The following is a 22,017-nucleotide window of genomic DNA, read 5'->3' as shown; positions in this document are numbered from 1 at the left end:
TGCCTAACTGGCACCTCGACGATTTTTACCAGGTTTGGGTTTCCACGAACTTCTTCAGGCCAGCTGTCAGTTCACCTTCGATATCGGCGTTATAGTCACCGGTCTCGTTGATGGTCTTCATCAGCTCAGCGTGCTCGCTGTTCATGAAAGAGAGCAGGGATGCCTCGAAGCTACCGATCTTCTTCAGCTCAATGCCCTTCAGGAAGCCTTTCTCAGCAGCGAAAATAACCACTGCCTGATCGGCTACGCTCATAGGAGCATATTGCTTTTGCTTCATCAGTTCGGTAACACGCTCACCGTGCTCCAACTGAGCACGAGTTGCATCGTCAAGATCAGATGCAAACTGTGAGAACGCAGCAAGCTCTCGATACTGTGCCAGTGCGGTACGGATACCACCGGACAGCTTCTTGATAATCTTGGTCTGGGCTGCACCACCTACACGGGATACCGAGATACCTGGGTTAACCGCTGGACGCAGGCCAGAGTTAAACAGGTCGGTTTCCAGAAAGATCTGACCATCGGTAATCGAAATTACGTTGGTTGGTACGAACGCAGATACGTCACCCGCCTGGGTTTCAATGATAGGCAGTGCGGTCAAAGAACCTGTCTTGCCTTTCACTTCGCCGTTGGTGAACTTCTCTACATACTCCTCGTTTACACGAGAAGCGCGCTCCAGCAGACGGGAGTGCAAATAGAAAACGTCACCTGGGTATGCTTCACGACCTGGTGGACGACGCAGCAGCAGAGAGATCTGACGGTATGCAACAGCCTGCTTGGACAGGTCATCGTATACGATCAGGGCATCTTCACCGCGGTCACGGAAGTATTCACCCATGGTACAGCCAGAGTATGGCGCCAGGTATTGCAGTGCAGCTGCTTCAGAAGCAGAGGCCACAACCACGATGGTGTTGGCCAGAGCACCGTGTTCTTCCAGTTTACGAACCACGTTAGCGATAGTAGAAGCTTTCTGACCGATAGCTACATACACACACTTAATGCCGGAATCTTTCTGGTTGATGATCGCGTCGATCGCCATGGCTGTTTTACCAGTCTGACGGTCACCAATGATCAATTCACGCTGACCACGACCGATTGGGATCATGGAGTCAACGGCTTTATAACCAGTTTGTACAGGCTGGGATACCGACTTACGGTCAATAACGCCAGGAGCAATCATTTCAACCGGAGCAAATCCATCGTTGTCGATAGGACCTTTACCGTCAATTGCTTCACCCAGAGTGTTAACCACTCGGCCCAACAGACCACGGCCAACTGGAACTTCCAGAATACGACCTGTGGTTTTCACTTTTACGCCCTCTGCCAGATCGGCATATGGGCCCATAACTACGGCACCGACGCTATCACGTTCAAGGTTCAACGCGATGGCATAACGGTTGCCAGGCAGTTCGATCATTTCACCCTGCATTACATCGGCCAGGCCGTGTACGCGGATGATGCCGTCACTTACCGCAACGATAGTACCTTCGTTGCGTGCTTCGCTGACAACTTCGAACTGCTCGATCCGCTGCTTAATCAGATCGCTGATTTCAGTGGAATTCAGTTGCATGCTCAAACTCCCAATTACGACTGCAGCTTATCAGACAGGCGGTTTAATTTTCCGCGGACCGAGCCATCAATGACCAGATCTCCTGCCGTGATAATTACACCGGCGATCAGGCCGGCATCAATGCTGCAGTTCAGCTTAACTTTGCGTGCGAGACGTTTCCCGAGAGAAACACTTATCTGCTGTTGCTGCTCCTGTGTGAGCTCAACAGCTGAAACCACATCGGCTTCAATCTCTTTAGCCCACTCATTGCGGAATTCCGCGTAGAGTTTCGCAACAGCGGGAAGTACTCCCAAACGTCCGTTTTCAGCCATCACCTTCAGCAGGTTTTGACCGTGCTTGTCGACTTGCTCCCCGCAAACACTGATAAACAGGTTTACGAGTTGGTTGCTGGCCATACCGCCAGTCAACAGTGGTTGCATGGATTCGTTTTCACTCACCAGTGCAGCGAAGCTGAGCATTTCGCTCCACTTCTCCACCGCTTGATGTTCGACAGCAAAGTCAAAAGCGGCCTTAGCGTAAGGGCGAGCAATGGTGGTTAACTCAGCCATAACTCCACTCCCTTATTAAATTTCAGCGACGAGTTTATTAACGATGTCGCTGTGGGCGGCTTCATCAATCGAACGCTCGAGGATCTTCTCTGCACCTGTCAGGGCGAGAGCGGCAACCTGCTTACGCAGTTCCTCTTTCACGCGATTACGTTCAGCTTCAATTTCTGCTTTACCCTGAGCGATGATTTTCGCACGCTCAGCGTCGGCCTCGGCCTTAGCTTCTTCAACGATTTGATTTTTGCGCTTGTTAGCAGCTTCAATAATTTCGTTGGCAGCAGCCTTGGCATCTTTGAGTTGCTCAGTCGCTTTGGACTGGGCCAGCTCCAGGTCTTTGGCAGCGCGGTCAGCGTCCGCCAGACCGTCGGCGATCTTCTTTTGGCGCGCTTCAATAGCGTTGATGAGTGGTGGCCACACGAACTTCATGCAGAACCACACGAACAACATAAACGATATCAACTGGCCTAATAAGGTAGCGTTAATACTCATAACGACACACCTCCTCTATTCGGGAAATCCAGATTAGTTGCCAAGTTGACCTAAGAATGGGTTCGCGAATACGAAGAACAGAGCCACACCAACAGCGATCATAGAGATAGCGTCGAGCAGACCAGCAACGATGAACATCTTGGTTTGCAGAGCAGGAGCCAGTTCTGGCTGACGAGCAGAAGCTTCCAGGAACTTACCACCCAGGATAGCAAAGCCGATAGCAGTACCCAGAGCAGCCAGGCCAATCATCAAAGCAACAGCAATAGCAGTAAAGCTGATTACAGTTTCCATTATTCTCTCCGTAAAAAATAAGCTAACAAAAGTAAAGTTGAAAAATTATCAATGATCTTCATGTGCCATGCTGAGGTAAACCACAGTCAGCATCATGAAAATAAACGCCTGCAACACAATGACCAAAATGTGGAAAATTGCCCAGGGCACAGACAGTGCAAATTGGGTCCACCATGGCATCAGTGCAATCAGAATAAATATCAACTCCCCTGCGTACAGGTTACCGAACAGACGAAGTGCCAAAGAAATTGGCTTCGCAATCAGGGTGACTGTTTCCAGGACCAGGTTGACCGGGATCAGAGCCCAATGATTGAAAGGCTGCAGTGTCAGTTCCTTCACGAAACCGGACACACCCTTAACCTTAATGCTGTAATACACAATCAACAGGAACACGCCGATGGAGAGACCAAAGGTAATGTTCAGGTCGGTTGTGGGTACAATCTTCAGGTAAGGTACGCCCATCAGTCCGGCGGCATGGGGAATAAAGTCAACAGGGATCAAGTCCATCAGGTTCATCAGGAAAACCCAGACGAAGATGGTCAGGGCAAGCGGTGCGATAACAGGGTTGCGACCGTGGAAGGAGTCACGAACGATGCCATCGATAAATTCCACCATCATTTCAACGAAACACTGAAACTTAGTAGGAACGCCTGCTGTTGCCTTTTTACCTGCTCTGTAGAACATCCACAGGAACAGGGCACCCAAGCCAACTGAGAACAGGAGTGAGTCGACGTGCCAAGTCCAGAACCCTTCACCCACTGCCAGATTGGTCAGGTGGTGTTGGATATAACTGGAAGCAGTTAGCGCTTCACCTTGAGCAGCCATTTTTCATCCCGTTTTTTTGTTGAAAAGGAAAGGCGCTGTCCAATGCACTGCTAAGGCCAAAGTGTAGGTGGTAAACAAAGGCGCGAAATCTACCTTGAAGCCCGCGAACACAATACAAAACAATGCTATTGTTAACAGCAACTTAATCGCCTCCCCCCAGTAGAAAGTCTGAATAACCTTCCCTGATTGACTCGCTCCCATATGAGAGAAAGCAAGGGTGGCGAACACGAAATTGGGGAATACTGCAATGATCATCCCGGCTAATGCCGACATGCCATACTGCATTCCCCAAAGTACGAAGAAGAGAACCGAAGCCCCCCCGGCTACCGCCGCCTGCATCAACACCAATTTGTATGCTGACCACCGACCACGACGCGCCAAAATCTTACTCAAATCTTCTTCTCCGCAATTTCGCTTCTTGTTTTTTTGTTTAGATGACCGGAAGTCGAAAATCCGGTCAAAGTCAAGGTACAAAAAGCTTGCGAAAGTATACCGTTTCGGGCCTTAGATGCAACTTCGACATAAGTAAAAACGGCACTTTAAACGTGATGTACGCCCAAACTTTAAAAAATCCAAGCTTAACAAAGGTCACAAATTTACATAAAGGTGTTTTAACCTATGAAATTTAATGAATTTTGCTAAGAATTCCGTCAAGTTCTGCGAGATTTTGGAAGTTTATTACAAGTTTTCCACGACCTTTTTGGTTGTGGCTGATTGAGACCTTTGCACCAAGCCGTTCAATTAACTGAGACTCCAAACGGCTTACATCGGGATCTTTAGCTGCTTTTTCGGGAACTTCAGCAGGATTCAGAGCCTTAGTTACCAAACGTTCCGTATCACGAACGGTAAGTTCTTTAGCTGCAACTAATCTAGCCAGTTCAGTTTGCTGATCACCTTCAACGCCAAGCAAAGCCCGGGCATGGCCCATATCGATGTCGCCATTTTCCAGCAAACGCTTAACCGGTTCGTTCAGGCTGTTAAGACGCAGCAGGTTGGTAACCGTGGTTCTGGACTTGCCAACTGCGGTAGCCACTTCCTGATGAGTCAGAGAAAATTCTTCAATCAAACGATTAAGAGCGACAGCCTCTTCCATGGCATTGAGATCTTCGCGCTGAATATTTTCAATCAAAGCTATCGCCACAGCCGACTCATCCGGTACTTCTTTGACCAGACAAGGCACTTTATCCAGACCAGCCAACTGAGCTGCACGCCAGCGACGTTCACCGGCGATAATCTCATACTGGCCAGCAGCGACGGAACGTACCACGATTGGCTGAATAATTCCCTGAACCCGGATGGATTCTGACAATTCTTCCAGGGCCGCAGGTGACATGTCTTTACGGGGTTGATATTTGCCCGGACGCAGCAAATCCAGATCCAACTGCCGCAGCTCAGAATTGTCACGGGACAAAGAAGCCTGAGCTTCTTCCTGAATTTCCAGCTTTTTGCTGGCCGCATGACTGGTACTCAACAGTGCATCCAAGCCCTTACCCAGCCCACGTTTTTTGATTGTCATCGGTATTCCTTAAGCCTGTTTTACCTGCAATTTTTGCTCTGAACGCCGGATAATCTCCCCGGCCAATGCCAGATAAGCCTTGGCGCCTGCACTGGACTTGTCATAGTACATGGCTGGTGCACCAAAGCTGGGCGCTTCGGCCAGACGAATATTACGGGGGATGACGGTACGGTAAACCTTGTCGCCAAAGTGTTGTTTGAGCTGCTCAGACACATCATTGGCCAAACGATTGCGCGGGTCATACATGGTGCGCAGGATACCTTCGATAGCAAGCCCCGGGTTGACCATGGCCGCCAGCTTACCTATGGTATCCAGCAGCGCCGTCAGACCTTCCAGCGCATAATATTCGCACTGCATGGGCACCAGCACCGAATCAGCTGCCGACATGGCATTCACCGTCAGCATGTTGAGTGAAGGCGGACAGTCGATGAAAATGAAATCGTACTCGTCACGCACTGCCGCCAACGCATTGCGCAGACGAACCTCACGGGCGAAGAATTCCATCAATTTGATTTCAGCCGCCGTCACATCGCCATTACCGGCAATCAGATCGTACTTGCCGGCGGTATTGCGCACCACCACATCCTGGAATGGCTTTTCCTCAACCAGCAACTCATAGGCGGTATTCTCGACCTCATACTTGTCGACACCACTGCCCATGGTGGCATTGCCCTGAGGATCCAAATCGATCAGCAATACCTTGCGCTTGGTAGCCGCCAATGATGCCGCTAAATTTACGCATGTAGTTGTTTTTCCGACGCCTCCCTTCTGGTTAGCTACGGCAATTACCTTTCCCACAATGTCACCCTGTCAGTCATTGCTTGCCTTCATATCCCTTGCCTACAAATTGCTTGATACTTGTTCAGATTGCAACTTGTACTCTTTGCCAAGGCAAACAAGTTATTATTCTTTCACTATTTTCAGCAGATGACGCTGTTCATCCAGCGCAGGCACCTGCAAGCCTATGGTGTCTTTCAGGACAAAACCTTCCGGTATCAGGGCCATCTCATCATCGGCCAATTGCCCTTTGAGGGCATAGAATACCCCATTTTCATTGGGTAAATGGTGACACCAGTTGAGCATATCGCCAACGGAAGCGAACGCCCGGCTCAGAACGCCATCAAATCCGTCACCGGCATCATACGCTTCTACCCGACTTTCTGTCGGCACTATGTTGTCCAGACCCAGCTCAAACTGCACCTGTTTCTGGAAACGAATACGTTTACCCAGACTGTCGAGCAACACAAAGGTTTTGTCCGGGTTAAGAATGGCCAGCGGAATACCGGGCAAACCCGGACCTGTGCCCACATCGATAAATCGCTCGCCTTGCAGATGGGGAGAGACCACCAGAGAGTCCATCACATGACGGATCAGCATCTGCTGCGGATCGCGCACTGATGTCAGGTTGTAGGCCTTGTTCCATTTGCTGAGCAAGGCGACAAAGTCAATAAGTTGCTGTTTTTGCTTGTCTGTAGCCTGGATTTTGGCCTCGGCCAGGTAAGCATCGAGTTGAGCAGCTAGCACAGGGAGTCCCCCTTAAAAAATGCGTCGAATATTATGGATCTGGAGATAAACAAAGGGAAGCTCAGTGCTTCCCTTGTCTGACGGATGCTAACTCAATGCTCAGGCACTTTTGCGCAGCAAACCGCGTTTTTTCAAATGCACCAGCAAGATAGACACGGCAGCCGGAGTCACACCGGAAATCCGTGATGCCTGACCAATGGTTTCAGGCTTATGGGCATTGAGCTTGGCAGTCACTTCATTGGACAGGCCAGGCACTTCTGCATAATCCAGATCCAGTGGCAAACGGGTATTCTCGTTACGCTGGTGTTTGTTGATCTCTTCCTGCTGACGCTGGATATAACCGGCATATTTCACCTGAATTTGCACCTGCTCAGCGGCGTAAGGATCGGCAAGACCAGGGCCAAAGCCTTCGATACCCACGAGTTTCTGATAATCCATCTCTGGGCGGCGCAGCAGATCTTCAAAAGATGCTTCACGGGAGATAGGCGTATTGAGGTGAGGGTTCAGGTGATCCACCAAAGGTGAATTTACATGTACCCACTGGCTGCGCAGGCGCTGCAGCTCCTGTTCGATGGATTCACGTTTTTCGTTGAACTTGGCCCAGCGGTGATCATCAACCAATCCCAGCTCACGACCTTGCTCAGTCAAACGCAGATCGGCATTGTCTTCACGCAGCAGCAACCGATATTCAGCGCGGCTGGTGAACATACGGTAGGGCTCTTTGGTCCCCAGGGTTGACAGATCATCCACCAACACCCCCAGATAAGCTTCATCACGGCGCGGTGCCCAGGCCTCTTTGCCCTGAACCTGCAGTGCGGCGTTGGTACCGGCCAGCAAGCCCTGAGCACCGGCTTCTTCATAGCCAGTAGTGCCGTTGATCTGACCGGCGAAGAACAGACCGGAAATCGCTTTGGTTTCCAGTGAATTTTTCAGATCGCGCGGATCGAAATAATCATATTCGATCGCATAGCCGGGGCGAATGATCTCGGCGTTTTCCATCCCTTTGATGGAACGCACCAGATTCAGCTGCACATCAAATGGCAAACTGGTGGAGATACCATTGGGGTAGATCTCTGTGGTCGTCAGGCCTTCAGGTTCGATGAAGATCTGGTGTGAATTCTTGTCGGCAAAACGGTGGATCTTATCTTCGATACTTGGGCAATAACGTGGACCAATCCCTTCAATCACCCCTGAATACATAGGGCTTCTGTCCAGACCACCACGAATGATGTCGTGCGTCTTTTCATTGGTATGAGTGATGTAACAGGAGATCTGCTGTGGGTGCTGGCTGACATCTCCAATGAACGACATCACTGGCAGCGGGCTATCGCCTTTCTGCTCAATCATCTGAGAGAAATCAATGGTTCTGGCATCAATTCGTGGTGGTGTACCCGTCTTTAAACGACCAACGCGAATTGGCAGTTCGCGCAGACGATTGGCCAATGCGATAGCAGGCTGATCACCGGCACGGCCACCACCGTAATTTTCCAATCCAATATGAATGCGTCCCCCCAGGAAAGTACCAGCTGTCAACACCACAGCCGGCGCTTCAAAGGCCAGTCCCATTTGGGTTACGGCACCGATCACTTTGCCGCTCTCCACCACCAGATCGTCAACGGCTTGCTGGAAGATCTTCAGGTTAGGTTGATGTTGCAGGATCGACAGGATCGTTTGTTTATACAAAGCCCGATCTGCCTGCGCGCGGGTTGCTCTTACTGCCGGGCCTTTTGATGAGTTCAGGGTGCGGAACTGGATACCGGCAAAATCGGTCGCCGTTGCCATGGCACCACCCAGAGCATCGATCTCTTTAACCAGGTGACCTTTACCAATACCACCGATAGCCGGGTTACAGGACATCTGCCCAAGCGTATCGACGTTATGGGTTAACAACAGGGTTTTACACCCCATACGAGCTGCGGCCAATGCGGCTTCAGTTCCGGCATGACCACCACCAACAACAATTACATCAAACCGTTCATGAAATTGCATGACACTGCCTTCGATTCAGTAAGAGGAAAATTACAGAGCCGGATATTTTAGCACCTGCCACAGCCAAGGTGAATGATCTATTTAGTTTGAACAGATCAGTTTGGATCGGCTTTATAGATCTTAAGATCTTTATATAGATCTACTTATTATGTTTACTATTAGGATCGCAAGGATCTGTGTAAAACGCTAAAAAACATTTAAAATCATGGTTTAACGGACTTCTGATCCTGTGATCTGTCAGCGATCTAACTCGATATAAGGTGGGGATAGATCGGCTATTTATCCACAGGGTGGATCTTTGTGCGGTTGAGGTGTTAATTAGTACAAGGGTAGATCAGATCTAAATCATACCTTATCCACAAATTTATGCATTTCGATCGCAATCTGTGGATAAGGGTGATTTTGTATGTGGGCAAGATCTCGAGAAGGGGAGGTCTGGCGATCTTAAAGTTGATCCTGCCATTGGGCCAACCAAGACAGGGCGGCCTCTTCAGGGATGGGATCCTGTTGTACATCGATCCTGATCTTATTCACAAGAGCCTGTGCGCCCAGTTGTTCAAATTGCTCCACCAGCAGCTCTGGGCCCTGACAGAAAGTGTCATAACTGGAATCACCGATTGCACACAAAGCGTACTTTACCTGACTCAAATCCGGTTGATCGCTTTTCAGTTGTGCCAGCAATGGCTGAATATTGTCCGGCAGATCGCCGGCGCCATGGGTAGAACATACCAGTAGCCAAACACCCTGAAGATCCAGTTGATCCAGATCCGGACTGAGGTGAATATCGGCTTCGTGGCCGGTTTCTGCCAGCTGAGCGGCCAACTCATCCGCCACATACTCGCTGCCACCCAGGGTAGTTCCTACCAGAATATCAATGTTGCTCATCTTGTTTCCTGAAAATACGGGGAAAGGTTTGCCCAACATGTTAGCCGAATTGCCGGTGTGAAAGTATCTGCAGTGGGTTTTGATTTACCCCGGGATGCAGCGGGTCGCAGTCACGGGTACACTCAGGCCACTTACTTTTGAAACTCCTGACGATATGACGTCGTAAGCCATGACTTCGTTACTCTGTAAACCACCTGTTCTCCCCATAGATAGTCTGAAAGCCGAATTTGATGCTGCCATCGGGGTGGCAGATCTGGTGGTGCAGTCCGATACCGGCTCAGGCAAGTCAACGCGAATACCCATCTGGGCTGCATCCCTTGGAATGCGGGTGCTGATGATTGAACCCAGAAGAGTAGCCTGTGTGGCGCTGGCCGACTATTTGGGCGGTGAATCACAGCGGCAAGATCATGGGTTAGCTGTGGGCTACGCCATCCGTTTTGACTGCCAGGTTGATGACACTACCCGACTTGCCGTGGTTACACCGGGTATTGCGCTTAACTGGTTTGCTGAAAATCAGTTGCAGGACTTTGATCTGGTCATCATTGATGAGTTTCATGAGCGTCGCTGGGATACTGATCTGTTGCTGAGTCTGTTGAAATGTCAGGGATTACATCGATTACTGGTGATGTCTGCCACCATGGATGGCCACAGGCTGAGAGACTATTTGGGACCGGAAGCAAAGTTGCTCAGTGTCAGTGGTCAAAGGTATCAGGTTGAAACTTCTTATCTGGCGACCTGCGCTTCTCAGTTACCGGATAGCCGGGATCTGGCCGGTCGGATCAAACTGGCGGTGGAGCTGGCATTGAGCAAAATGACGGTGGCAGGCGACATTCTGGTGTTCTTGCCGGGTAAGGGGGAGATTAATCAGTGCCGGCAGCTGTTGGCAGCGTTGGATATTGCCTGTTTGACACTGCACGGCGGCTCAGATCTCACCGAGCAGCGGCAGGTGATGGCATCCACCGGGAATACTCGGGTGATCCTCGCGACCAATGTGGCCGAAACTTCGCTGACGATCCCCGGGGTGGTCTGCGTAATTGATGCGGGACTGGAGCGCAGGACTCACCAGCGCAATGGCCGGACTGTATTGTCCCTTGGACGTATTTCCAAAGCATCTGCTGCTCAGCGACTGGGCAGAGCCGGCAGGGTTGCTGACGGTTTGTGCATCCGCCTGTGGGGGGAACATGCCGTGCTGGTGGCCAGCAGTTCCCCCGAATTGCAGCGTGAGGAACTGACCGAACCCATGCTGGCGGCCGCAGCCTGCGGATATAAACTGGCGCAACTGCCCTGGGTGGATACCTTACTGCCCAGATCCGTTGCCGAGGCGAGTCAAAAGCTGCAAACCATGGGAGCACTGGATGCCGGGGGGATGATCACTGATCATGGGCGGCGGTTGTACCCTTTGCCGCTGGATACTCAGTTTGCCCATTTGATCAGTGCCATGAAGGATGATGAGTGTAAGGCCATGATGGTGGATCTGGCCGCCTGTTTAAGCGTTGGTGGGCGGCTGTGGCAATCGCCCCGCACTGAGGATGACTTGCTGGCGCTGTCTGCATGGGAACCGCTGGGCTGTGATGCCATGGCTCTGCTGCGGCTTATCCGCCAGGGCGTGCCGGATTTCCTCGCTGTCGATCCTCTGCTTGTTAACGAAGCCAGAGTGCTGGCATTGCAGATCCGCCGGGCGGTCGATCTGCCTGAGCGGGACCTGTCATTACCGGATTTTGATACCCGACTGCGCTGGTTGTCACAGGTGATTGCCGCCTTGCCTGAGCTGGCTTATGTGCAGCGTCTAAGTCGCGACAATGCTTATGGCAATGGTCATAGTGAAGTACAGGTAAGCCGCGAAGGACGGTTTGCACTGTTCCACGAGTCGCGCAAAACGCAGGCTGCTGTGGTATTTGATCAGTTTTCGCTGCCAGGCAGAGGCGTAAAACAAACGATCAACATGGCGACCTGTATGGCGCCGGTTTCCTGGTCACTGCTGGCTGAACTTGGACTGGGTGAAGAGCAGGTGGCTTCGCAGCAACCAGATCCGCAGCAGGGATGCCTGATTGAACGTGTGTATGCCGGGCGGGTGATCCACACAGCTTATCGAGCGGTAACCGGTGAACAGGCCTTGGATGCGGCGGTACAGGCGATATTAACCGGTGAACTGATGCCGGGGGTTGCTGCCAGATTGGCTGATGATCTGGCAGCATTTGCGCTGTGGCGATCTCTGCCTGATTCAAGCCGGCAGCAATATTTGTGTGGCGTGGCGGATGATTCTCATCTTCAGGAATTGGAGCGTGAGGTGGAGCCCTGCCTGCGGCGTCTGCTGAACGTGTTGGGGGTGAGTGAGCTGGATGATTTGGCGTTGATTGATGATACCGATCTGGTTATTGAGGGCATACCTGAGTGGTGTCGTAGCGCATTTGACGCCGCTTTTCCAAGAACACTGACATTGGCAGAACTCAAACTGGGCGTTAATTATGATGCCCGGTCAAAACGGGTTGAACTGGTGTATGAGTCCGGTGTTCGCAAAACAGATCCGAAGCGCTGGGAATTACCGACCTGGCCCGGCTGGCGGGTGCAATACCGCAAAGCCAGCCGGGTAGTCGAGATCAGATAAGAACTGCTTGGGTTATGTCAGTAAATGGCGGGCATGGAAGCGCAAATGATCCTCGATAAAACTGGCGATGAAGTAGTAGCTGTGATCATAACCAGGCTGCATTCGCAGGGTTAATGGATACTGATTTTCCCTGGCGGCTTGTTCCAGGCTGCCAGGATTTAGCTGCTGCTCAAGAAAGCTATCATCCAGTCCCTGATCCACCAGCGCAGGAACTTTTATCTGAGCGATGCGCATCAGCTCACTGGCGTCATACTGATACCAGTCTGCTCTGTTGTCACCCAAATAACCGGTAAAGGCTTTTATGCCCCAGGGGCACTCCATGGGATGACAGATGGGGCTGAACGCTGATACTGAACAATAGTTTGTCGCTTCCCGCAGGGCGATCACCAAGGCACCATGGCCGCCCATAGAATGGCCGGCGATGCTTCGCCGGGGAGCTACTGGGAAATGTTGCTCCACCAGGGCTGGCAGCTCAGTCACTATGTAGTCGTACATCTGGTAATGACGATTCCAGGGGGCCTGCGTGGCATTGACATAGAATCCCGCGCCCAGGCCAAAATCCCAGGCTCCATCGGGATCATCGGGCACACCTTCTCCTCTTGGACTGGTGTCCGGTGCGACAATTGCTATCCCCAGTTCTGCGGCCAGCCGCAAGGCGCCCGCTTTCTGCATAAAGTTTTCGTCGTTACAGGTCAGCCCGGATAACCAGTAGAGCACCGGGACTTTTTCGCTGACAGCCCGGGGCGGCAGGTAAACAGCGAACCGCATATGGCAATTCAGCAGTTTGGAGTCATGACTGTACTGTTTATGCCAACCGTCAAAACAGCGGTTGGCCGATACCAGTGATAAGGACATAGTGGGCTCCGGCTTAATCCTGCATATGAACAACACTGCGAATGCTCTGACCGCTGTGCATCAGGTCAAAAGCATCGTTGATCTTATCCAGTGTCATGGTGTGGGTGATGAAATCATCCAACCTGAATTCACCTCTGAGGTACTGCTCTACTATGCCAGGCAGCTCTGAGCGTCCTTTTACGCCGCCAAAGGCACTGCCGCGCCATACCCGACCGGTAACCAGTTGAAATGGGCGGGTGGATATTTCCTGTCCGGCCCCGGCGACACCGATAATGACGGATTCGCCCCAGCCTTTGTGGCAACACTCCAGCGCGCTGCGCATTACGTTGACATTGCCGATACATTCAAAGGAAAAGTCTACGCCGCCATCAGTCATTTCGACGATCACCTGCTGGATAGGCTTGTCATAGTCTTTGGGGTTGATGCAGTCGGTTGCGCCGAGTTTGCGGGCGAGCTCAAATTTGGATTCGTTCAGATCGATACCGATAATCCGGCTGGCACCGGCCATGGTGGCACCGATAACCGCCGACAAGCCAATACCGCCCAAACCGAAGATAGCTACGGTATCGCCCGGTTGTACTTTGGCGGTCTTGAGTACCGCGCCCATGCCAGTGGTAACACCACATCCGAGCAAACACACTTCTTCCAGTGGTGCAGTGGGATTGACTTTGGCCAGGGAGATTTCCGGCAGCACGGTATATTCGCTGAAGGTCGAGCAGCCCATATAGTGGTAGATAGGCTGACCATCTTTGTAGAAGCGGGTGGTACCATCGGGCATCAGGCCCTTCCCCTGGGTTTCTCGGATTTTCTGGCACAGATTGGTTTTACCGGATTTGCAGAATTTGCACTCGCCACACTCTGGGGTGTACAGCGGGATAACGTGGTCACCCACCGCCACGCTGGTGACACCTTCGCCTACCATTTCCACTATGCCGCCACCTTCGTGGCCCAGAATCGCCGGAAATACCCCTTCAGGATCATCGCCGGACAAGGTAAAGGCATCTGTGTGGCACACACCGGATGCGACAATCCTTACCAGCACTTCACCGGCTTTGGGCAGCATCACATCAACCTCTTCGATAGACAGTGGCTGACCGGGTCCCCAGGCGACGGCGGCTTTGGATTTGATAAATTGATGGGACATAAAGGCTCCAGAAGGATATTTCATCGGAATAGGATTGTTGCCGGTTATTGTATTTACCCTTGTGGGAGAGATAATCTGCCTGAAAAGCAAATGACTTTTACTGGAATGTAATAATCATGCGATGGGAAGGCGTTACTGAGTTTGTGTCTGTGGTCGATACCGGCAGTTTTACCTCGGCGGGTAAAGTTCTTGGTATTTCAACGGCTCAGGTCAGCCGACAGGTTAATCAGCTGGAGAATCGGCTCAATACCAAGCTGCTGTACCGGACAACCCGCAAGATATCTCTTACCGAAGAAGGGCGTATTTTCTATCAACATTGTCGACAGGCGCTGGATGGCCTGGAAGAAGCTGAAAGAGCGATGTCCAACTTGCACATTTCCCCTCAGGGTAGCCTTAAGATGACTGCGCCGGTCATTTTCGGTGAGCAGTATGTGATGCCTGCTGTGCTGGACTATATGCAGTTGTATCCTGAGGTGGAAGTGACCTGTGAGTTAACCAATCAACCACTGGATCTGGTGCAGGGCGGTTATGATCTGGCGGTTCGCCTCGGGCATCTCAAGGATTCCTCTATGATGGCCAGACTGCTGGGCAACAGAACCTTGCATGTGTGTGCATCCCCATCCTATTTAACCAGATTCGGCGCTCCTCATACGCTGTCTGAGTTGAATCAACACAATTGCCTGATAGGTACCAACAGTCATTGGCGTTTTATGGAAGAAGGGCGGTTACGCAGCATTAAAGTTAAAGGCACTCTGAATTGTGGCAGTGGTCATGTGCTGGTGGATGCTGCCATAAGGGGCATTGGGGTGATTCAGATGCCTGGCTATTATGTTGAGGACGCGATTGCCGATGGCCGTTTAATCCCGTTACTGCAGACATATCAGGAACCCAAGGAGGGAATTTGGGCGCTGTATCCTCATAATCGACACCAATCGCCGAAAGTTAGGTTACTGGTGGATATGCTGGCACAAAAGCTATCAGCAATGAGCCGATGAGCCTGATGATGTAGGGCCCCTGAGGGGCCCAAATGGTTTACTTACCTATACAGAAAGAGCTGAAAATTTTGCCCAGCAGATCATCTGAGGTGAAGGCGCCGGTGATTTCAGCCAGCGCCTGTTGAGTCATGCGCAGCTCTTCAGCCAGCAATTCGCCGGCCTGGAACACTTCCAGCTGCTCTTTGCCGATTTGCAGGTGCTCGGCGGCAATCGCCAGTGCTTCCAGATGACGGCGGCGGGCAATAAAGCCACCTTCCAGATTACTCTGATAACCCATCAATGATTTCAGATGTTGTTTGAGCTCATCTACACCCAATCCGGTTTTGGCTGAGATGCGATACACGCTGTAGCCCTGTTCTTCGGTGATTTCCAGTGATTCGCCGGTCAGATCAGCCTTATTGCGTACCACTGTTACGCCCAGATTGGCGGGCAGGCGGTCGATGAAATCAGGCCAGATATCATGGGGATTTACGGCATCTGTGGTGGTACCGTCCACCATAAACAATACCCGATCAGCAGAATTGATTTCGTTCCAGGCGCGCTCGATACCAATTTGTTCAACGGTATCATCAGTGTCGCGCAAACCGGCGGTATCGATAATGTGCAGCGGCATACCATCCAGGTGGATATGCTCACGCAAAACATCACGGGTAGTACCGGCAATTTCAGTCACGATGGCAGACTCTTTACCAGCCAGGGCATTGAGCAGACTGGATTTACCTGCGTTGGGGCGACCGGCTATCACCACTTTCATGCCTTCACGAATAATGGCGCCTTGCTTGGCACTGGCCTGTACACCATCCAGCTTGTCGATAATACGATACAGCGCTGCAGCGATTTTGCCGTCGGACAGGAAATCCACTTCTTCGTCGGGGAAGTCGATGGCGGCTTCCACATACAGGCGCAGATTGGTGACCTGATCCACCAACTCATGCACTTCTTTGGAGAATTCTCCCTGCAGCGACTGCAAGGCACTCTTGGCGGCCTGCTCGCTGGTGGCATCAATCAGGTCAGCAATCGCCTCGGCCTGGGTCAGATCCAGCTTGTCATTCATGAAAGCCTGTTCGCTGAATTCTCCCGGGCGGGCGATACGGATACCGGGCACTTCCAGTACTCGCTTAATCAGCATATCCAGAACGATTTGCCCGCCGTGGCCCTGCAGCTCCAGCACATCTTCACCGGTAAAGGAATTGGGGCCTTTGAAATACAGGGCGATACCCTGATCCAGCACGGCGCCGTCGGCGGCTTTAAAGTCGCAGTAATCAGCGTAACGAGGTTTGGGCAGATGACCCAGCAGTGCCTCGGCGGCGTCAGTTGCCTTGGGGCCTGAGATACGAATAATGCCGACACCGCCGCGTCCCGGAGCGGTTGCCTGTGCCACGATAGTCTCTGTTGTCACGCTAATTACCTGTATTACTGAGGATTACAAAAAAGGAAAGGCGGCCATTTGGGGCCGCCTTATGTTCAAGCTTTAGCCTGGAGGCTTATTTTAAGCCTTTTTTCTCCAGCTGGGCATAAATAATCTTCTGCTGGATGATGGCCACAATGTTACCGACCAACCAGTACAGTACCAGACCGGCTGGGAACCACAGGAAGAATACGGTAAATACCACTGGCATCCATTGCATCATCTTCTGCTGCATTGGGTCCATGGTAGGTGCCATAGGCTGCATCTTCTGCATCAGGAACATGGAGATACCCATCAGAATCGGCAGCACATAGTATGGATCCTGCACTGACAGGTCATGGATCCACAGCATAAATGGCGCATGACGCAGTTCAACGGATTCCAGCAGTACCCAGTACAGTGCGATGAAGATTGGCATCTGCAGCAGAATAGGCAGACAGCCCCCCATAGGGTTAACTTTCTCTTTCTTGTACAGCTCCATCATGGCCTGACCCAGCTTCTGACGGTCGTCGCCATAGCGGTCTTTGAGCTCCTGCAGTTTAGGTTGCAGGTTGCGCATCTTGGCCATGGAGGTGTACTGAGCTTTGGTCAGTGGGTACAGCAGACCACGCACGGTCAGGGTGATCAGAATAATCGCTACACCCCAGTTGCCAACGATGCTGTGGAAGAACATCAGCAGCTTGTAGATAGGTACAGCCAACCACCATAGGAAGCCATAGTCCACTACCAGGTTCAGGGTTGGTGACAGAGCAGACAGCGCCGCCTGATCCTTTGGACCAACGTAGAACTGAGCTGAGATATTGTCAGTCGCACCGGGAGCTACATTGTAAACCTGAGTCCGGAAACCAATATTGGCAACGCCGTTTTTCTCACTTGAGAACAACACGTTTTGCTCGTTGGCCTGAGGCACCCAGGCTGACACAAAGTAGTGCTGCAACATGGCAACCCAGCCACCCTGTGTTTTCTCGTCCAGGTTAGCTTTGGCAATCTCTTCGAAGTCATACTTTTCATAGCGAACTTCCTCAGTAGAGAAAGCTGCACCACGGTAAGTAGGCATCATCATGCTGGAATCACTGGGGCGCACTGTCTGCTTGATCTGACCATACATTTGTACAGCCAGTGGTTCTGCAGAGGTGTTGTGAATACGGTAATCCACACCTACATCAAACTGACCTTTACGGAAGGTAAAGATCTTGGTGTAGGTTACGCCATTGTCTGCCGTGTAAGTCAGCGGTACTTCCAGCGTATCGCCATTCATTACATAGTCAGTCTTGGCTGCGGTGAAGTGAGCGCGTCCTTTAACAGAGTCGATACCGCCATTACCAATCAGACCGCTTTGAGCGATATAGGTAAAGGCTGGAGTTTGCTCCATCAGCACAAATGGCTCGTCTTTGCCCAGCTCCAGCTTGTGAGACAGCAGAGCGGCGTAAACAATGTCACCACCGACAGGATTGATTTTCACATCCAGTTGGTCGGTTTTTACGTTGATCAGGTCCTTAGAGGCCGCAACTGTCGCAGGTACAGAGGCATCCGCTTCAGGAACGTCGGCGTTGTGATGGACGGTTTGAGTGGCCACATTTGCTTGTGGCTGAACTTGTGGCGCTTTATCAGATTGCCACTGTTGCCACAGCAAAACGCTGACGAACAGCAGGCCAATCAGCAATATATTGCGTTGAGATTCCATAACCTTATTTATTACACCTGTCGTTTTTAGGGGGGACGGGATCACTACCGCCGGGATGTAAAGGGTGACATTTTAATATGCGTTTGATGGCAAACCAACTCCCTTTCACAGTTCCGTGAGTTTGGATGGCTTCAATTGCATAGTTGGAGCATGTCGGAGTGAAACGACATCGAGGTCCCAGCAGGGGACTGATGAAGATTTGATAGCCGCGGATAACCGCGGTCGTCAGCCATTGCAGCGGCGAGAGAGTTTTCGCCATAGCTTTTCTATCAACTTGTGCAGGTCGGCATTTTCCATAGCCAAAACACCACCTCTGACCAGTACAACTATGTCAATCGGCGGCAATTCGTGCTGATGCAGACGGAAACTTTCGCGAACAAGGCGTTTAACCCGATTGCGTTGGTTGGCGCGTCGAACATGCTTTTTCGCCACAGTCAGACCCAAACGTGGATGATTTTCCGTATTTGGAATGGCGAGCAAAGTTATTTCAGCAGAAGAGGCTTTGATAGGGTTGGAAAATACAGATTTGAATTGCGCGGGAGTTAACAGACGTAACTCCCGCGAAAAGGTGTAGCCAGTCACCTGAAGCAATGCTCCGATTAGGCAGACAGGCGAGCACGACCTTTGGCGCGGCGACGAGCCAGCACCTTACGGCCGTTGGCAGTAGCCATGCGAGCGCGGAAGCCGTGAGAACGCTTGCGCTTCAGGTTGCTTGGTTGAAAAGTACGTTTACTCATGATTTGGCAATCCGTCTTTATAGGTTAACGTTACCTTATCTCTGCACGCAGAGGTAAGGACAAAAAAGAGGCCGAATTGTAATCACTTTAAGAAATGGCGTCAACACACATTACCCTGTCTGTGATGAATTCGTCTCCGGCTACTATCAACAAAATCCAGATCAAAACACTATAAAATGTGGATAACTCTGTGAAGAGCTACTACATCTGGTAGATCTATTGATTGTATCTATGATCGCAGGTCAGTCATTATAGATCAGGGGCGATCGCTTTATAAAGCGGGTTTTGCTCCGTTTTTGACAGTAAAAAGATCGCCACGGATCTTGACTCCGCTGAGTGGATTTGCTTCTCGGATCTCGCTGTTGATAAATCGCTTTTAAGGATAGCGATCCTTTGGATCTCACTATAGAATAACCCCCTTTCGGTTGATCTTTTGGGGATAAGTTCAGTGGCTGTTTCACTTTGGCAACAATGTATCGGGCGACTGCAGGATGAGCTTTCTGCACAGCAATTCAGTATGTGGATTAGACCGTTACAGGCTGAAATGGAAGGCGACACACTGGTGTTGTATGCACCAAACCGGTTCGTACTGGATTGGGTGCGTGACAAATACCTGAACATGATCACCCAGTTTTTTACTGAGCAGATGGGCAGTGATGCCCCCAAATTGCGCTTTGATATCGGCAGTCGTCCCTCTGCCCGTCCGGTAGCGCCGGTACAGACCACGCGCGCGACGGCAGCCGTTAAGCCCACGACTTCTTTTAATACCGTGGAGCCTGTCGTGGCACCGGCCGGTCATCGCAGCAATATCAACCCAACCTATCAGTTCGATAACTTCGTTGAAGGTAAATCCAACCAACTGGGTAAAGCCGCTGCATTGCAGGTGGCAGAAAATCCAGGTGGAGCCTATAACCCACTGTTTCTGTATGGCGGTACTGGTTTGGGTAAAACCCACCTGCTGCATGCTGTGGGTAATGGCATTATCAAGAACAACCCGAACGCCAAAGTGGTGTACATGCACTCTGAGCGTTTTGTGCAGGATATGGTTAAGGCGCTGCAGAATAACGCCATCGAAGAGTTCAAGCGGTACTACCGCAGTGTCGATGCGCTGTTTATTGATGACATTCAGTTTTTTGCCAATAAAGACAGATCCCAGGAAGAATTTTTCCATACCTTCAACGCCTTGCTTGAAGGGAACCACCAGATCATTCTGACTTCAGATCGCTATCCCAAAGAGATCGACGGCGTGGAAGATCGTCTCAAGTCCCGCTTTGGCTGGGGTCTGACCGTAGCGATTGAACCTCCTGAGCTGGAGACCCGGGTGGCCATTTTGATGCGCAAAGCGCAGGAGAGTGGCATTAATCTGGCGGATGAAGTGGCTTTCTTTATCGCCAAACGACTGAGATCCAATGTGCGTGAACTGGAAGGCGCCCTGAATCGGGTGATCGCCAACGCCAACTTTACCGGTCGTCCCATTACCATTGATTTTGTTAGGGAAGCACTGCGCGACCTCTTGGCTCTGCAGGAAAAATTGGTCACTATAGACAATATCCAAAAGACGGTAGCTGAGTACTATAAAATCAAGATGGCAGACATGCTGTCCAAGCGTCGCTCCCGCAGTGTTGCCCGTCCACGCCAGATGGCGATGGCGCTGGCCAAGGAGTTGACCAACCAAAGCCTGCCCGAAATCGGTGATGCCTTTGGTGGACGTGACCATACCACTGTGTTGCATGCCTGTCGCAAGATTGCCCAGCTGCGTGAAGAAAGCCACGACATTAAAGAAGATTACGCGAACCTGATCCGCACCTTGTCTTCCTAACATCGGGAACTGAAGATAATGAAATTTTCAATCGATAGGGATGCCCTGTTAAAGCCTTTACAATTGGTCAGCGGCGCCGTAGAACGTCGTCACAACTTACCTATTCTGTCAAATCTGCTGGTGGAAGTGAGTGGTTACACACTTAAGATGACCGGTACTGATTTGGAAGTAGAGTTGGTTGGCCAGGCTGCTGTTCAGGGGGATATCCAGGAAGGCCGCACCACAGTGCCAGCCAAGAAACTGCTCGATATCGTCAAGTCACTGCCTGAACAAACCGAGCTGCATGTTGAGCAGCAGGACAATAAATGGCTGCTGCGCTGCGGGCGCAGTAAATTCTCGCTGGCTACCTTGCCGGCAGAAGAATATCCAAATGTGGATGCGTTCCAGAGTGAGATTGAATTTACCGTCAAGCAGGGCACCATTAAGTCACTGATCGATGCCACCCAATTTTCCATGGCTAACCAGGACGTGCGCTACTACCTCAATGGTTTGCTGATTGAAACTGAAGGCAGTGTATTGCGTGCCGTGGCCACTGATGGCCACCGATTGGCGCTGAGCCACAGAGCGCTGGAAGTCAGTTTGCCGGAAAAACAGGTGATTGTGCCGCGCAAGGGTGTGACTGAATTGTCCCGTCTGCTGGACAGTGAAGAGCAGGATATCCACATCGCCATTGGTGATAATGCCATTCGTGCCACGACTGCCTCTGCGGTATTTACCAGTAAGCTGGTGGATGGTCGTTTCCCTGACTATCGCCGGGTGCTGCCAAAAGGTGGTGACAAAGTGGTGATAGCCAGCCGTCAGTCTCTGAAGCAGGCACTGATGCGGGCATCGATTCTGTCCAACGAGAAGTTCCGTGGCGTGCGCATCCAGCTGGAGCCTGATCTGCTGAAAATCACGGCCAACAACCCTGAGCAGGAAGAAGCGGAAGAGATCATCGACGTTGAATATCAATCCCAGCCGCTGGAGATTGGCTTTAACGTGTCTTACCTGCTGGATGTGCTTAACAGCCTGCGCAGTGAAGATGTCCGTATTACCCTGATGGACGGTAATTCCAGTGCACTGATTGAAAACCACGTGGAAGAAGACTCCATGTACGTGGTCATGCCAATGCGTCTCTAGTACAAGGAATGCCATCAGCA

The 22,017-nt window shown here is 51.3% G+C and carries 22 protein-coding genes; 4 read left to right on the top strand and 18 right to left on the bottom strand.

Annotation, left to right across the window (positions count from 1 at the left end; all coding sequences use genetic code 11):
* Positions 1–25: 25 nt before the first annotated feature.
* The 11 genes from atpA to mioC form a co-directional block, all read right to left on the bottom strand.
* Entirely contained in the window at positions 26–1,567 is a 1,542-nt protein-coding gene (atpA, locus tag ACRRUX_RS18700; RefSeq protein WP_432533286.1) for a F0F1 ATP synthase subunit alpha, read from the bottom strand.
* Between the two features lie 14 nt (positions 1,568–1,581).
* On the bottom strand, positions 1,582–2,115 hold the full coding sequence (atpH, locus tag ACRRUX_RS18695; protein WP_432533284.1) for a F0F1 ATP synthase subunit delta: 534 nt from the start codon (positions 2,113–2,115) through the stop codon (positions 1,582–1,584).
* Between the two features lie 15 nt (positions 2,116–2,130).
* Entirely contained in the window at positions 2,131–2,601 is a 471-nt protein-coding gene (gene atpF, locus ACRRUX_RS18690) for a F0F1 ATP synthase subunit B (RefSeq protein ID WP_248937748.1), read from the bottom strand.
* 33 nt (positions 2,602–2,634) lie between these two features.
* Entirely contained in the window at positions 2,635–2,892 is a 258-nt protein-coding gene (gene atpE, locus ACRRUX_RS18685; RefSeq protein ID WP_432533281.1) for a F0F1 ATP synthase subunit C, read from the bottom strand.
* 48 nt (positions 2,893–2,940) lie between these two features.
* On the bottom strand, positions 2,941–3,717 hold the full coding sequence (gene atpB / locus ACRRUX_RS18680) for a F0F1 ATP synthase subunit A (protein ID WP_432533278.1): 777 nt from the start codon (positions 3,715–3,717) through the stop codon (positions 2,941–2,943).
* A gap of 3 nt (positions 3,718–3,720) precedes the next feature.
* Positions 3,721–4,110, bottom strand: coding sequence for an ATP synthase subunit I (locus ACRRUX_RS18675; RefSeq protein WP_432533275.1), 390 nt, complete (start codon positions 4,108–4,110; stop codon positions 3,721–3,723).
* 232 nt (positions 4,111–4,342) lie between these two features.
* Positions 4,343–5,233, bottom strand: a complete 891-nt coding sequence (locus ACRRUX_RS18670) for a ParB/RepB/Spo0J family partition protein (protein ID WP_432533272.1) — start codon at positions 5,231–5,233, stop codon at positions 4,343–4,345.
* A gap of 9 nt (positions 5,234–5,242) precedes the next feature.
* A complete protein-coding gene (locus ACRRUX_RS18665; RefSeq protein WP_432533269.1) occupies positions 5,243–6,031 on the bottom strand; it encodes a ParA family protein in 789 nt (262 codons plus the stop codon).
* 105 nt (positions 6,032–6,136) lie between these two features.
* Positions 6,137–6,757, bottom strand: a complete 621-nt coding sequence (gene rsmG, locus ACRRUX_RS18660; protein ID WP_432533266.1) for a 16S rRNA (guanine(527)-N(7))-methyltransferase RsmG — start codon at positions 6,755–6,757, stop codon at positions 6,137–6,139.
* A 99-nt stretch (positions 6,758–6,856) separates the two neighbouring features.
* Complete coding sequence (gene mnmG / locus ACRRUX_RS18655; protein WP_432533264.1) at positions 6,857–8,746, bottom strand: tRNA uridine-5-carboxymethylaminomethyl(34) synthesis enzyme MnmG; 1,890 nt, start codon at positions 8,744–8,746, stop codon at positions 6,857–6,859.
* Between the two features lie 444 nt (positions 8,747–9,190).
* Positions 9,191–9,631 carry an FMN-binding protein MioC gene (mioC, locus tag ACRRUX_RS18650; protein ID WP_432533262.1) on the bottom strand — a complete coding sequence of 147 codons (441 nt, stop codon included), beginning with the start codon at positions 9,629–9,631 and terminating at the stop codon, positions 9,191–9,193.
* Between the two features lie 169 nt (positions 9,632–9,800).
* On the opposite strand from mioC, the gene ACRRUX_RS18645 reads away from it, so the two are divergent.
* The gene (locus tag ACRRUX_RS18645) at positions 9,801–12,236 is read left to right on the top strand and encodes a helicase-related protein (protein WP_432533259.1); all 2,436 of its coding nucleotides are present in this window, start codon (positions 9,801–9,803) and stop codon (positions 12,234–12,236) included.
* A 12-nt stretch (positions 12,237–12,248) separates the two neighbouring features.
* Here the strand turns inward: ACRRUX_RS18645 and fghA are convergent, their stop codons facing one another.
* Both fghA and ACRRUX_RS18635 read right to left on the bottom strand, forming a co-directional pair.
* Positions 12,249–13,091 carry an S-formylglutathione hydrolase gene (gene fghA / locus ACRRUX_RS18640; protein WP_432533256.1) on the bottom strand — a complete coding sequence of 281 codons (843 nt, stop codon included), beginning with the start codon at positions 13,089–13,091 and terminating at the stop codon, positions 12,249–12,251.
* Between the two features lie 13 nt (positions 13,092–13,104).
* A complete protein-coding gene (locus ACRRUX_RS18635) occupies positions 13,105–14,235 on the bottom strand; it encodes an S-(hydroxymethyl)glutathione dehydrogenase/class III alcohol dehydrogenase (protein ID WP_432533253.1) in 1,131 nt (376 codons plus the stop codon).
* Between the two features lie 113 nt (positions 14,236–14,348).
* On the opposite strand from ACRRUX_RS18635, the gene ACRRUX_RS18630 reads away from it, so the two are divergent.
* The gene (locus ACRRUX_RS18630) at positions 14,349–15,230 is read left to right on the top strand and encodes a LysR substrate-binding domain-containing protein (protein WP_432533333.1); all 882 of its coding nucleotides are present in this window, start codon (positions 14,349–14,351) and stop codon (positions 15,228–15,230) included.
* Positions 15,231–15,267: 37 nt separating this feature from the next.
* On the opposite strand, the gene mnmE is transcribed toward ACRRUX_RS18630, so the two are convergent.
* The 5 genes from mnmE to rpmH form a co-directional block, all read right to left on the bottom strand.
* A complete protein-coding gene (gene mnmE / locus ACRRUX_RS18625; RefSeq protein WP_432533250.1) occupies positions 15,268–16,629 on the bottom strand; it encodes a tRNA uridine-5-carboxymethylaminomethyl(34) synthesis GTPase MnmE in 1,362 nt (453 codons plus the stop codon).
* Between the two features lie 85 nt (positions 16,630–16,714).
* Positions 16,715–18,322: a membrane protein insertase YidC gene (gene yidC / locus ACRRUX_RS18620; protein ID WP_432533248.1), complete on the bottom strand. Its 1,608-nt coding sequence runs from the start codon at positions 18,320–18,322 to the stop codon at positions 16,715–16,717.
* Between the two features lie 4 nt (positions 18,323–18,326).
* Complete coding sequence (yidD, locus tag ACRRUX_RS18615) at positions 18,327–18,581, bottom strand: membrane protein insertion efficiency factor YidD (protein ID WP_432533245.1); 255 nt, start codon at positions 18,579–18,581, stop codon at positions 18,327–18,329.
* A complete protein-coding gene (gene rnpA / locus ACRRUX_RS18610) occupies positions 18,548–18,904 on the bottom strand; it encodes a ribonuclease P protein component (RefSeq protein WP_432533242.1) in 357 nt (118 codons plus the stop codon). The genes yidD and rnpA overlap by 34 nt, the downstream gene beginning before the upstream one ends.
* Before the next feature lie 17 nt (positions 18,905–18,921).
* Positions 18,922–19,059: a 50S ribosomal protein L34 gene (rpmH, locus tag ACRRUX_RS18605; protein WP_011758135.1), complete on the bottom strand. Its 138-nt coding sequence runs from the start codon at positions 19,057–19,059 to the stop codon at positions 18,922–18,924.
* A gap of 448 nt (positions 19,060–19,507) precedes the next feature.
* Here rpmH and dnaA point away from each other — a divergent pair, with 448 nt between their 5' ends.
* Both dnaA and dnaN read left to right on the top strand, forming a co-directional pair.
* Entirely contained in the window at positions 19,508–20,878 is a 1,371-nt protein-coding gene (gene dnaA, locus ACRRUX_RS18600; RefSeq protein ID WP_432533240.1) for a chromosomal replication initiator protein DnaA, read from the top strand.
* Between the two features lie 18 nt (positions 20,879–20,896).
* Positions 20,897–21,997, top strand: coding sequence for a DNA polymerase III subunit beta (gene dnaN / locus ACRRUX_RS18595; protein WP_432533237.1), 1,101 nt, complete (start codon positions 20,897–20,899; stop codon positions 21,995–21,997).
* Positions 21,998–22,017: the final 20 nt, after the last annotated feature.

Source organism: Shewanella sp. GXUN23E, assembly GCF_050865035.1.
In the GTDB taxonomy this organism is placed as follows: Bacteria; Pseudomonadota; Gammaproteobacteria; order Enterobacterales; family Shewanellaceae; genus Shewanella.
This window is presented reverse-complemented; position numbering and strand designations above follow the sequence as displayed.